Below are 14,834 nucleotides of genomic sequence, written 5' to 3'. Positions count from 1 at the left end.
AGCATATAACTTATTTTCTTTCATATATAACTCCTCCCTTACAATTTTAATTTTTTATAATATTTTGATTTTTTTATCCTTTCGGTATCCACTTTAGCCTTATTTGTTAATCTCAATCTACTTCCATCCGTGAAACATTTCATTGCTCTTTCCAAATACAGCTTAGATTCTTCTATTGCCTTTTTATACCTTAAGCTCTCTCCTGATGTCCATCTCCAGACTCCTCCTAAAAAATATGCATGGGGGTTATCTGCTGTTCTGGAATGAAGACCTGTATCATTTGTAATTGCTTTGCTTTTGTTAATTGATTTAATAAAAGATTTTGGAAAGTATTTATTAAACTTATCCTTTTCCAAGGTTATTCTTCCATTTATAATTTTAAAACTTCCATTTGCCACTTTTCTTGAATTTACTGTTTTTCCATTTAACACAATATTATGTGCATAAAAATCTTGAATTGTATGTAATCCTTTACCAAGTTCAAAAGCCGCATCGCTATACTTTCTAAATATAAAATACTTTTTAGCCTTATATATCTGCTTTACCATGATTTCATCATATCCTTTATGCCCATGCCATTCATGATATTTTTTATATTCTATATCTGGATATTTGCATCCCTCATATAATCTCTCTGCTGGAAAAAAAGTACGATATACCCACTTCATTCTCTTAAGTGCCCTCTCAGTAATTTTCTCATGATTAGATTTTCCCCACATTCCCGTCGGGTCAATCATATTCACCGGGTCATTTCCGCAGTACGCATACCAGTTATCTCCATCCAATGCCGGATCCTCACTGATAAATCTTCGTATCTCCGCATCATAGTAACGTGCCTTCAGATAAGTATATCCACTCTCCACGTCATAATATTCTCCGCAATACCGATATGGATTTTGGTCATCCTCATTGCTTCCGCTCTGCACTCCAAAAGCATTATACGCATAACTGCGCTTTATATTTCCTGATTCATCTGTCAGAGCTATCACATCACCATGAGCATTATAAAGATACCATCCATATGACCCACAAATCAGTTTTTCCCCATGTATATAACTGCTAACTACCTCATCACCATTTAAATCAAGAGCTATCTCATCATCCAGCCATACATGTGTTACCTCTGTAGATGTTCCTTCTTTTTTACTCTTTCTCATATCATCCGGATAATAACTGTATATAATTGTTGTACCATCTTCTGACTTGTAGCTTATCATACGATTTCTATCATCAAACGCCTGGACTGTACCATCCGACTTGCCTGTCACATTTCCGTTTGCATCATAAGTATAGGCAACAGCCTCCTGTGTTCCTTTCTTCTCGGTAAGCAGTCTATCATTCTCATCATATGTATATATAGTTTCTGAACTCTTATTTTCTTTTTGTTTTATTCTATTTCCACTCGCATCATAAGAATATTCCGTAACTGTCCTGTCATCCATTTCCGGTGGTATGACAGATAATTTCAAAGTTCCGGATGAAAGCAAAGTTGTACCGATAATATATGACTTCCCTGCCGTAAGCTCATATTCCAATTTATAGGCAGGATATTTGTTCCTGTCCTGATTATTTAAAATATAAGTTCCATCCGAAGAATACAACGAAATTACAGACTCATTGCTATATTCTGTCGCTAAAAATGTATACATACCCGTAGCTTCCGGTGTAAATCCATAATACCTCATCTGGTAACTATGGTCTATTTTTGCACATATCGGAACATCTGTGGTAATCATTCTTGCATTTTCCCTTTTTGTGTTCTCCCCATTCTGATTCTGTTGTATCAGCAAAGTACAATTTACCTTTCCCGAATGACCTTTGACTGCTATAACATACCGGGTTCCTGCTGTGAGAGTTGTCTGTATCTTAAAATTATTATTACCTCCGTCATCATCATTGCTCATAATCAAAGTTCCATCTGACGAATACAAATAACCTACAGGGTCACCACTATTATTACCGCTTGATATTACATAATTCCCGGTTACTGCCGAAATAAAGCTATAGTATCTTATCTGACCTGTAGTTTCTATATTTACCTCGACCGGTATATGTGCCTGAATCAGAGATGCTTTTTCTAAAGATACATTATCACTTGCAGCAGCCTTCTCAACTTCTTTTATGAGCTGTCCTGCACCATCATAAACATATGTACGAATACTTTCACTATCCGTCTTAGTACACTCCTTACCATCATAATAATATGTATAAACATATTTTGAAAGCACCGTCGTATCCTTTTTATTAACAGTTGATGTTACCAATCCTGCAAGGTTGTAAGTATTATTTTCCGACGTTCCATTCGAATTTGTTGTCTTAGTCAGCTGTCCTAATAAATCATATGTATAACTTGCTTTCAATGTGCCATTTTCATAAACTGACGTTACGTTTCCCATATTGTCGTAAGATTTTGTTGTATTCTGTTTCTGCACGCCTCCTATAGAAATTGTATGGCCTGTAACCATATCCGCATTATTATAAGAATATGTTTTTTCTATATTGCCTGTAGTTTCACTCAGACAATTGCCCTTTCCATCATAGGTAAACGTTGTCTTGAGACTGCCCTCTGCTTCTGATGTCACATTTCCCATACAGTCATATGTATAAATTTTTGTGATATCTCCACTCATTTCTTTCAGTGGATTGCCATTGCGGTCGTACACTGTCGTGTGCTCTACCCCATTTTTATCCTTACGGTATATCTGTCGGTTTTCTTTATCATATTGGTAAGTTTCCGTATTCCCTAGTGCATCTGTTTTCTTTTTCAGTCTTCCCATATCATCATACTCGTATTTTATTATGGAATACTCCTGTTCATCCGGATTTTCTATATAATCCGGTCCATTAATTATAAGAGGCTTCTCCATTCCTTTAAACTCACGAAGAAGTTTTCCATCCCAGCTATAAAAACTCTGTGTACATTTTACCGGTGTATTTCCCTCATAATATACGGTCTTTACAAGATTATCCTGCAAATCATAAGCGTATTCTTTTTTTGAGTAAGATTCCGACTGCCGCGCAGTGCTGTTCTTAACTGATTCCGTAAGTACATTTCCATAATTATCATAAGTATACTTTGTGATACTGTCACCGTCTGCGTCAAAAGAACTTGTCTGTTTTGTAACACGTCCCCAAGTATCATAAACATACTCTGTCCAAGTACCCAGCGCATGCTCCTCCCTCGTAAGGAGTCCATTGGTATAAGTATTTGTGGAAACTGCGCCGTTTGGCTCAGTTTTTTGAATCACATTTCCTTCCCAATCATATTCTTCTTTCGTGGTAGCAACCATGACATCTGACATATAATCCTTTGTGATTACTTCATTTTTTCCTTCCGTATAGGAGATAACCTGTGAAAGTATCGTTTTCTTTGTAATATTGTCATAAAAGACTTCCTTTATTTTTCGTCCATCCCTATCATATAAGTTTGTTTTATAGGAACCATTTGGCTGTGTTTCCTGACTTACGTTTCCATCACTGTCATAAATATAGGATGTTGTATTTCCCAGTCGGTCAGTCTCACTGATAACCTGACCTTTGTCATCATATTTTGTTCTACTTCCCACATTTTTGTCCGTATAGTAATCTGCCTCTAAATTATCCTTCGTGGAATCATAATCGAGAGCATTAATCTCCTGAATAACTCTTCCCAATACATCATGTACTGTCCGGGTTATCTGTATATTTTTTCCATTCTTGTCCTGAACTTTTGTCAACAACACACTTCCCGCCTCATTATAAATGTATTCTGTTACAATTCCATTCGGGTCTATTGTTTTTATAACTCTTCCCTGACTGTCATAAGTATTTTTTGTAGTATGTGTCTGAACTAAATTACCTGAGATTCCATACTCGGTACTCTCCAGGACATTTCCTTTATTGTCATATTTATATGTAATATGATTACTATGTCCATCATATTCAGACCTTATAAGCCCTGCGATTCCATATGTCTTTTCCGGATAATATTCATAACTGGCAGTAGTAATGCCTCCACACGTTGTTTTCGTAAGCAGACCATCTGCATTATAGGTATTTTCCGTTACCAAACCATTTCTGTCTGTAAAATGAATTAAATTGTTATTCTGGTCATAAACCGATATTTCCGTAGAACCATCAGGATATATCGTTTTCGTCAAATTACCCTCTTCATCATATTCATATTTTGTAATATTTCCATATTCGTCTGTATTGGAACTCGGATTGTCCGGGTCCACGTTTTCCTGTTCCTCATACTCAATTTCCTGTATCTGCTGATTCTCTGAGCTGTTTTTTAAATCCTCCACTTTTATGACAGCCAGATTATCATTATAAGTCTCTTTCATACATCGTATACTCGTATTATCTGTTGTACTATCATTTATAACTGTAGATTTTTCTTCAAAATTGTAAGTATAAGTAGACTTCGTATCAATACTGTCCGTTAAAGTATGTACCATTCCCTCATACATTCCATCCGTATAATAAGTAATGCCTATCGTTTTCATTGCATCAGCATTATCCTCTCCACTATCAGTTACCTTGCTCAGTCTTCCGGCAGTATATTCGTAATGCCTTTCCAGACCTCCCGGATATTTTACTTTCATAAGATGGTCTTCAGAATATACATATTCCACCTGTTTTAAAACTATATTGTCTTTTAACTCTTCAATTTTTGCCACATGCTCACCTGAATATGTAAAAAGAATGTTCGTACCACTAACATCTGTAATAGAAAGAATCTTCCCCGATGAATCTGTCGCAATATTGAGTATATTGCCATCACTATCTTTGATATATTCTAAAAAGTCATTCTCATCAAACCCATACTCTGTCATATCAATTGTAGTAAGCTTAAATTTATTATTTTCAAAGGTAAGTTTTCCTGTATTACCTTTTGGAGTATATTCTGTTCCAGACTTATAAAACTTCCATTGAGAACTATTTGGCATGACAACCATCGCTCTGCTGGAATTATGTATCACTCTCATGGCATGATTCAAAGTAAATCCATTCCCCACGATAGATGACTGATTATATTGCAGTGAGTTATATGTTCTCGAAAGTGAAATATCTCCTAACACTGTTTGGACTATCATATCATCAGATGTCTCAGAATAGTTTCCTGTAGAAGAATATACGCCTGGAGCGCCATAATATCTCTCAACATCCCTATATTCAATCACCAACATCATATAGGTAGCCATATGTAGTCCATTTTCATTTACCTCGTCATCATAATTTATTTGGGAACTATAAAACGTATCTCCTGTTCCCTCTTCTTTTGCTCTGAGTGCAAGACCATGATTTGCTATTTTTTTATTGACAACTGCCCTCGCCCACTCCGTAATATCTACATTATGCTCAGTCATTTTCTTTCCTGTACACTGAAACTGAGCCCATACCTTATCCCCCATAGCAGGATGGTTATTCCATGTGATTGTATTCGGATTCCATGTATCTTCAATTCCTCTTACCTCGACTGTTCCCGGACGAAACACAATAGAACCATTCGGAGTCGGTACGCCATTTGTCTTATATTCCAACAATCTTAGAGAAGCTTTTTGGATATATTTGCTCTCCAGGTTTTCTGCTTCACCGGCAAAAGCTTCTTTTGTACTTATCCCACTTGTATCTATATAACAATATTTTTCTGTGCCAGCATACGGTCCGTATGTGTTACATTTATTCTGTACTTGTGCCATCTCATCATCTTTCATATTTATTGTTGTAGTATATGGCATATTACATACAGATGCACTTTGCAGATTTGTACTCATCCATAGAACTGTAGGGTCTATCGTAACAGGATATTTTGTGGATTCTGCTTTCAGATAACTTTCATCTACAATAACCTGTAGTATATAGCTTTCGTCTTGCTCTTCTTTCACATCATACTCCACCTCATCATATTTTACCTGTCCATCTCTATCCTTAATATCGGGCTCAGCAATATACGCAACGGTTTCTCCTGTTTTTTTATCCACAATTTGAATACTTTTTTTATCTCTTGCAGTCACAAGTTTCATCCCGGGAAGATTTACATAATATTCAAAAATATTTACTTCCGGTACACTATTTAAAATAATTTCCTCTTTTACTCCATCCGTATTCGATGTATATTTATATGCAATATCCGCTTCATCTGTCGCATAAGTAATTTGATTCTTTTTTTTGGATTCAAGGGAAAGTGTACTTTCTGCCCTGACCACGGGCATAAAATCTATAGCATAATCCCCTTTTTCCAGAATCACACCTGTATTTTCATTCAAACTTTCCGGAAAATACTGCTTAGAGTCTCCGGATGCATTGGTGTAAATATATTCCTTCTCCTCTTCCTGTCCGACCATTTTACTCTTCTGTATCACCTTTTTTTGTCTATCGGATACTTTTACCAACGTCGGGTCATAATCTACAAACTTTCCGTTCTTTTCGTATCTTATATCTGCCCCATATAACTCGAGTCTCCTGGAACCATTGCTTAAAAGATATGTGCTGGAAGATGCTGTCCTCAAATCCTCCAGCTCTTTTACTATTGTCGGTTCTTTTGTCTCTTTTGTATCTTGTACATTTTCTTTCTTCGTTTCTACTTTAACATTTTCTCTATGGCTGATTTCTCCATAAACTGAAAAATCAAAATTTAGTGTAGTCGCTACCAGTATCATCGCCATTAAAAAAGCTGTACTCTGTTTTAGATATTTACTTCTCATTTGTCCCCTCCTATACATATCAGTTTTTGCCTGTGAATCTTATTTTTTGTATTATTTCCTCCTCTCATTTTAATTTCCGCTCATTGTGTTATATTGTTTTATACAAAAATCCCCCGACATTTTGAACCATACCATAAACATCAGATATATCTGACTCATAAAACCTGGTTTCATGTCGAGGGATTATTTATTCCATAAATAACTATTATGTCAATTTTATTTTATAATATAATTCTTTCGATACTCATTTTTTATATTATATCATTCATAATATATGAGCACAATAGAAACTGACATATTTTACCTTTTTTTCTTTCTCTTTCCTATCTCCCGTTTGTCATTTTTTTGCTTCTTTCTCATTCCTTCTTTCTCTTTTTTCATCTGTCTTGGTTTAATCAGACATTCTTTTCCAAACCCAATCAAGTCCTCTCTGCCTGCGATATGTAGCGCTTCTCTTACCAGCTGATAATTTGCAGGATTTCTATACTGCATCAATGCGCGCTGCATTGCTTTCTCGTGCGGATTTTTCGGTGTATAAACCGGTTTCATTGTTCGTGGGTCAACACCCGTATAATACATGACAGTAGACATCGTAGAAGGTGTCGGGTAAAAGTCTTGTACCTGCTGAGGATTATATCCGATATCTCTCAAATACTCTGCCAGCTTCACTGCTTCTTTCATATCGGAACCGGGATGTGAACTCATCAAATATGGAACCACAAATTGTTTCTTTCCCACTCTGTTATTTAAATTATAATACTTATCGATAAACTTTTCATAAACACAATTTTCAGGTTTTCCCATATATGATAAAACTTTATCTGAAATATGTTCCGGCGCCACTTTCAACTGTCCGCTGATGTGATGTTCTACCAGCTCCCTGAAAAACGTATCATTTTTGTCCTCCATGATATAATCAAATCTTATACCGGAACGCACAAAAACTTTCTTTACTTTTGGAAGTTCCCGAAGCTTTCTGAGTAATTTTAAATACTCACTGTGGTCTGTATCTAAATTCTTACAAGGTTTTGGCCATAAGCACTGCTTATTTTTACATACACCATGCTTCAATTGTTTCTTACATGCCGGATGATAAAAGTTCGCCGTAGGTCCTCCCACATCATGAATATAACCTTTAAAATTCGGCAGTTCAGTAATCTTTTTTGCCTCTTTTATAATAGATTCATGGCTTCTGGTTTGAATGATTCTGCCCTGATGAAACGTCAATGCGCAGAAACTACATGCCCCAAAACAACCACGACAACTAATGAGAGAAAACTGTATTTCCTGAATTGCAGGTATTCCTCCCAACTTTTCATAAGAGGGATGATACGTTCTCTCATAAGGAAGGTCGTAAATATCGTCCATCTCCTGACGGGTTAACGGTTCCTGTGGCGGGTTTTGTACCACATATATTCCGTTTGGATACAGTTCTACTAATGTCTGACCATTGAAAGGGTCTGTGTTTTCGCTCTGTATCTTAAAACTTTCTGCATACTTTAATTTATCAGCTTTCATATCATCATAAGAAGGAAGTACCACAGGGTCGTATGCCAATGTCAAATCCTTTGTCTTAAAAACAGTTCCCGGAATATATGTAATATCTTTTATATCCATTCCACTGTCTAAGGCATCCGCAATCTGAACCATGGATTTTTCTCCCATACCATAAGATATCAAATTCGCCTGACTATCCAATAAAATAGAACGCTTAAAACTATTACTCCAGTAATCGTAATGCGCCATTCTTCTCAGACTCGCCTCGATACCACCGATAATTATTGGTTTATTCTTATATGTATGGCGTATCAGATTGCAATACGCCACCACCGCATGGTCCGGTCTTTTTCCAATGACACCGCCAGGGGTATACGCATCACTGTCACGCCTTTTCTTTGATACATAATAGTGATTCACCATAGAGTCCATATTTCCACCCATAACAATAAAAGCAAGACGCGGCTCTCCTAAAATATTAATGCTTGCGTCATCTTTCCAGTCAGGTTGTGAAATAATCCCCACACTATAACCATGTGCCTCCAATACTCGACTGATAATGGCATGTCCAAAAGAAGGATGGTCCACATAGGCATCCCCGATAACATACACAAAATCCAATTGTTCTATTCCACGCTCTAACATATCCTGCCTTGAAATTGGTAGAAATGACATATCCTTTTTCCTCTCAAACTTTTTTCTCATTAATTTTTGTATTCAAATCATTCTAATTCATACTTTTTTCCGCTTCATCTAAACTGCGATACCCTTGCAGTTTTGCCGTATTTTCAATGGTCATCCGCGCCAGATTTTTTCCACTCCGGTACAAGTCCACCACAAACTGTGCATACAGTTTTAACAATTCCTCGGAATAAGTCAACAGTTCGCCTTTCAGATAAGTTTCATAACTTGCATTATCTATCTCATCTGCATCACTGGTTATATCACGGGCATTAGCCGCTAATTTAGGGTACTCTTTTGCAAAATCCTGCATCCATGAAACCTGTATCTCTGCAATCTGATTTACAATTGCCTTCGTCTCCTCAGATTTATGTGGAAAACTCTCCTGAATCCTCTCATATTCTTCGGGTGCTGTGCTTTCCATCATACGACCATATTTTTCTGTAATCATATTCCATCCCTTTGCTTTATTTTCTGACCAAAGGTCACGAATACATAAAAGCATATCATCTGTCCACGTTAAATACTGGCTCTTTCTCATCACATAGAAAAACGGCCAATTGTTTTGGCATTCTGCTCTGCCCCCCTCATTTTGTACCTTATCAAAAGCCTCAAACTCCAGACGGACAATTTCATTTATCACATCATCTCGCTTAAAATCAGCCCGATTCATAATTATTGTTACATAATCATCCAGAAAATTGGAAACTATGTTATCCACAATCTTCTGATTTTTTAACTCATTTATAATCAATTTTGCAATAATTTCCACAATCATTGCTTTTTGGTCATTTTCGTTGACTTCCGTATTTTTATATGCATAGTCTTTCCATACTGCTCTCTGGTCTTCTGTATCTGCCATAGCTCTTAAAATATCACCAACCTCCGGCAATATTTCAAGCTTTTTCGTTCCCTCAAGCATCCATTTATAATAAGGTGCATACTTTTTATTTAATATATAAATACACTTCATGGTATGCTGCATAAACTCTGAAATGCAAATCTGTGCTGTTACATAATCTTTTCTCGCCATAGACCGGGCATAGTTCGCCTGTCCTGTCTGTGCCATTGCCGATATTTCCCGTGCCAGCTTCACCAGCCTTACTTTTTCCGGCTGAGCTGCAAAATGATTCCTGATATCTGTAAAAATTCCTTCATCATCTCTAAAGACCATGCCATTCGTCACTGTAGCTAATCGGTAATCCTCAATATCTATCCATTCTGATACCTTCTCCGGACTCTGACAAAATCCGGTATATTTCTCATAAAAGTCGCCAATTAATTGCACTCCCAGTCTTCCCTGTGCCATTTTCGTATCGATACGTTGAATCCCCATATATTCTTTTGGCAGTTTATCATATTCTTCCTGTAACTTTTCTCCAATCTCCGCATAGGTAGATTTTGTTACCCACATGCAAAATCCCGGTCCGAAATCATGGTCCCTTGAATAAATATCATCAAAACCAAAACGCTCAGAACCTTCCCCGACAAACCCGACAGCTATCTTTCCCTCATACTCAGGAAACTTTTCATGTATCATAGGTACACCATATTCCTCATAAAACTGCCTTGCCAATTCTATTCCGGAGAGATTCGCATCACTGTCATAATTTGCATTCATAACCTTTTCCGGTCTTTTCATCCCCAGCTTTTCACATACTTTATTTAGATTACCCTCCGTAATCTGATAAGCAGACCCCCTGCCCATATTTACTTCTATTTCTTTCAAGGCTTCCTCATATAATGGAACTGCCTCCTCGTACCTTCCAATTTTGCATTTTGCCGCCGCCATAGCAGAGAGCGCTGCACTATAGTGAAAATTCTTTACCTCATCTTTTCTATAAGTACACAATGCTTTTTCGAGATAACAGATAGCCTCATCGGTTCTATCCAGCTCAAGCAAAGATGCTGCCAGATTAGAATATGTCGTTGCCACCTCAATTTCCGCTCCCTCAATATTTTCGATGATAGCCAATGCTTTCTCTAAATAATCTACTGCCTTTTTAAAATCTCCCATTTCCTGATACAACAATGCGATATTGTTATTCAGGCTGGCAAATCGATAATCACCGGCTTCAATATTTTTTTCATATATCCTGAAAGCTTCCATATAATAAGTCAATGAATCTTTTAAAAGCCCTGCTGCACGGTACGCATTTGCTATATTTTGAAGAGATGTTGCGTAATCTACCGTCCCCTCTATCCCCATTGTTTTCATAATATAAATACATTGCTCACACGCGTTGATAGACTTTTCATACTGACTTGTATCTCTGAAAAATCCCATCATTTCATTTAAAATCGTAAACTGCGCCGATAAATTGTTTTCTTTTTTTGCCATTTCAAGACTTGTCTGAAAAAAAGGCTCCACTTCCTTTAACTGTTTCTTTTCATATAATCCGTCTAATTCTTCCAAAAATAAATTGATATCCATATCTGTCTCCATTTTTTTTATACTCTTTTTTGAACCATAGAAAAAATACTAAATAATATAAACACTGCAAGATTTACAACAACAATACTCGCACCTGCCGGTATTGAAAAAATATAAGAGCATACAAGCCCTATTGTAAAATTGATTACCGCCAAAACAGCCGAACATACAGTGACACTCAAAAAACTTTTTAAAATACGCATGGATGTCAATGCCGGAAAAATAATAAGACTTGATATCAACATCGCCCCCATCATTTTAATTCCAATCACAACAGTCACAGCCGTAAATACCGAAATAAGTGTATTGTAAGTTCCAACCTTCACACCCGTTGCTTTGGAAAAACTCTCATCAAAAGTAACTGCAAATATCTTATGATAAAAGAACACGAACATAATAATTACAACAATGGAAAGACAGACACTGACGGTCACATCCTCTTTGGACATTGCCAGTATACTCCCGAACATATAACTATATACATCGGTGCTCAATCCTGTTGTGACAGATGTTACGATAACACCAATTGCCAACGCTGACGCTGAAACCATAGCAATTGCCGCATCACTTCGCATTCTTCCATTTTCAGCGAGTCTCAAAAGCAGAAATGCCGCCACAATAACAACCGGTATTGCGAATTTTATCGGTGCAAAACCACAGGCAATCGCGATAGATAATGCACCGAAAGATACATGAGACAACCCGTCCCCAATCATAGAATATCTCTTTAAAACAAGACTTACACCGAGAAGGGCAGCGCACAGTGAAACAAGCACTCCACCCACAAAAGCTCTCTGTATAAATTCATACGATAACATTTGACTAAGCATTTGTCACACCTCCTAAAAACATATCGGACACATTTGATTTTTTGTATTCTGAAACAGTTCCAAAAAAATCATTATCCTGTTCTAAATGAAGGATATGAGTCGCATAATTCAACGCATTTTTGATGTCATGAGTTACCATAACAATAGTAACTCCCTCTTTGTTTAATTCCTTTATTGTTTCATAAAATTCTTTTGCTGCCGCAGGGTCCAGTCCCGTTACAGGTTCATCTAAAATCAATGCACTGTCTGTAGCGCACAAGGCTCTTGCCAACAAAACCCTCTGCTGCTGACCACCGGATAACTCCCGATAACACTGCCTTTTTAAATGTTCTATTCCTAATTTCTTTAAATTGGACATAGCCTCTGCCTTGTCTTCTCTGGAATAAAAAGGTCTTTTATGCCCGGTATTTAATACGCCTGAAAGCACCACTTCCCATACACTCGCTGGAAAATCCTTCTGTGCCTGTGTCTGCTGTGGAAGATAACCAATCCCTTTCAGACTTTTTCCCACATTTACAGTAATCTTTCCTTCTATAGGACTAATCAATCCTAAAAGTGTTTTAATCAGCGTGCTTTTTCCTGTTCCGTTCTCACCCACGATACAAAGATACTCTCCTTTATGAACCGTAAAGTTTAAGTTTTTTGCCACGATGCGGTTTTCATATCCGAGTGTCACATTATTACATTCTAAAATCATTTCCATCTCCGTACTAATTTTTATATTACTTGCCATTCAATGCCTTGTCCAAAACTTTAATGTTTTCTTTCATGAGACTTACATAGGTAACTCCATCATCGAATTGTCTGCCGGTTATATTGTGACAGGAATTAAACTGATATTTTGATACGCCTGTATCATCACAGATAACATCTGCCATTGCCTGACTGCTTAACTCCAGATAGAATATTCCTTTTACATCTTTTGCCCGTACTTTGTCAATAAGAAACGCTACTGTTTTTGCACTGGGTTCCATTTCTCCGCTGCACCCGTCAAAAGCTGCATAATATTTTAATCCGTATTCATCTGCAAAATATTTCAGTGGAAACTTATCCGCAAAAATAATCTCCTTCTTCTCAGCCCTTTGAACAACATCCCTGAATTGTTTATCGATTCCTTTTATTTGGTTAACATAATTTTTTGTATTTTCTCTAAAAACATCTCCATATTCAGGCAACTTTTTACATAATGTATCACAGATGTTTTCTAATAAAATTTGGGCAAAAGCAGGGGATGTCCAAATATGCTCATCTACTTCTTCATGATGATGTTCCTCCACTGCATGATTGTGCTCATGGTCATCCACCGCAAAAATCTGTTCTTCGTCATCTTCATCATGATTTTCCTCAATCTGTTCTTCCACACAATCCATCATCCGGATAACTGTCTGTTCCCTGTTATCCAATGACTGTAAGACTTCACTTACCCAATTTTCAATAGTTCCGCCATTATAAATAAACACATCTGCTTTGTCGATTTCTAATACATTTGCCGGTGTTGGCTCAAAGGAATGGTCATCCTGACCCGGTGAAACTAATAATTTAATTTCAATATTTTCTGCATCCCGAACTATTGCTCTGACAAAATCATAATATGGAAAAAGAGTAGTCATAATTGTTATCTTATTTTCTTTTTTTATCTGTTCAGTGCTCTGACTACAACCTGCCAAACAGCCTGCTAAAATCAGCGCCATTACTATAGCCAATATTTTTTTACATTTCATAATAACTCTACCTACTTTGCACACTTATCACATTTTCCATAAAAGATTGTTCTCTTGGGATTAATGTTGAAATGATGGTCCTCATTTACATGGTGATATAATTCAGCTAAATGATGGCATTCCATTCTCGTAACCTGACCACATTTCTCACATTCGATATAAAAACCATCTTCCTTATCATTTGTAATATATTGAAAACACGCACCTGTCTGCTTTTCCACATGTATTCTGACAACGATACCATCCTGCTCCATTTTTTCTAAATGTCTGTAGATAGTTGTCAAACCAACAGCATAATTATTTTCTTTTAAATATCTTTCAATTTCCTGTACCGTAACATAACCATCCTTATGCAACTCAAGGCACTTTCTGATAGCAGCCTGCTGCTTTGTTTTGTATTTTCCTGCCACAGTAAACCTCCTTTGGTATTTTCAAATTGAAAACGTTTTCCAATTTACGTTATTTCATTCTACTATCCTGATAAGGCAATGTCAACAAAAGAAATAAAAAGTTGTTTCACAATCTCAACTTGTAAAACAACTTTACTTTTATGTCAAATTATTTTTTATTTTATTATACAATGCTTCCTGCAAAACCTGAGAGAAATTTATCCCCTGCTCTAAAGCAATCGTATTCAGCCATAAGGGAATGCTCAAAGTTTTCTTTACTGACTTTTCAAAATTTTCTTTTGCATAAGCTTTGACATCCACTGATATCATATTAACAAAAGCATCCTCAGATGAAATTTCCAATGCTGTCTCTATTTCTTTAATATTTACATCAGATACATTTGAGGGCGCCGCAATAGTCATGTTCATCTTCTCACAAGTATAAATATGACTCGCCAAACAATCAATAGACTTTTCTAGTGCTTCATTTAAATCCTTTCCACATGTACTTAACCAATCTAAATCTGGAAATATCACCGAATAACCGTTATCTTCCTTAAAAAAACATGCTGGATATACTGTTAACATATAAA

At 36.6% G+C, this 14,834-nt stretch carries 8 protein-coding genes; all 8 read right to left on the bottom strand.

Going from position 1 to position 14,834, the window contains the following annotated elements; all coding sequences use genetic code 11:
• Window positions 1-38: 38 nt before the first annotated feature.
• Window positions 39-6,689, bottom strand: a complete 6,651-nt coding sequence (locus Q5O86_RS07870) for an RHS repeat-associated core domain-containing protein (protein WP_302626590.1) — start codon at window positions 6,687-6,689, stop codon at window positions 39-41.
• 300 nt (window positions 6,690-6,989) lie between these two features.
• Window positions 6,990-8,861 carry a YgiQ family radical SAM protein gene (locus Q5O86_RS07865; protein WP_302626589.1) on the bottom strand — a complete coding sequence of 624 codons (1,872 nt, stop codon included), beginning with the start codon at window positions 8,859-8,861 and terminating at the stop codon, window positions 6,990-6,992.
• A 52-nt stretch (window positions 8,862-8,913) separates the two neighbouring features.
• Entirely contained in the window at window positions 8,914-11,301 is a 2,388-nt protein-coding gene (locus Q5O86_RS07860; RefSeq protein WP_302626588.1) for a DUF4125 family protein, read from the bottom strand.
• A gap of 17 nt (window positions 11,302-11,318) precedes the next feature.
• Window positions 11,319-12,131: a metal ABC transporter permease gene (locus Q5O86_RS07855; RefSeq protein WP_302626587.1), complete on the bottom strand. Its 813-nt coding sequence runs from the start codon at window positions 12,129-12,131 to the stop codon at window positions 11,319-11,321.
• The gene (locus Q5O86_RS07850) at window positions 12,124-12,834 is read right to left on the bottom strand and encodes a metal ABC transporter ATP-binding protein (protein WP_302626592.1); all 711 of its coding nucleotides are present in this window, start codon (window positions 12,832-12,834) and stop codon (window positions 12,124-12,126) included. The genes Q5O86_RS07855 and Q5O86_RS07850 overlap by 8 nt, the downstream gene beginning before the upstream one ends.
• A 19-nt stretch (window positions 12,835-12,853) precedes the next feature.
• The gene (locus tag Q5O86_RS07845) at window positions 12,854-13,852 is read right to left on the bottom strand and encodes a metal ABC transporter substrate-binding protein (RefSeq protein ID WP_302626586.1); all 999 of its coding nucleotides are present in this window, start codon (window positions 13,850-13,852) and stop codon (window positions 12,854-12,856) included.
• An 11-nt stretch (window positions 13,853-13,863) separates the two neighbouring features.
• Window positions 13,864-14,262, bottom strand: a complete 399-nt coding sequence (locus Q5O86_RS07840) for a Fur family transcriptional regulator (RefSeq protein ID WP_302626585.1) — start codon at window positions 14,260-14,262, stop codon at window positions 13,864-13,866.
• A 138-nt stretch (window positions 14,263-14,400) separates the two neighbouring features.
• Entirely contained in the window at window positions 14,401-14,829 is a 429-nt protein-coding gene (locus Q5O86_RS07835) for a type II toxin-antitoxin system HicB family antitoxin (RefSeq protein ID WP_302626584.1), read from the bottom strand.
• Between the last annotated feature and the right edge of the window lie 5 nt (window positions 14,830-14,834).

Origin of the sequence: uncultured Eubacterium sp. (assembly GCF_937958975.1) — a bacterium.
GTDB lineage: Bacteria > Bacillota > Clostridia > Lachnospirales > Lachnospiraceae > Eubacterium_G.
Note: the sequence above shows the minus strand (reverse complement) of the source record. Positions and strands in the feature narration are given on the sequence as shown.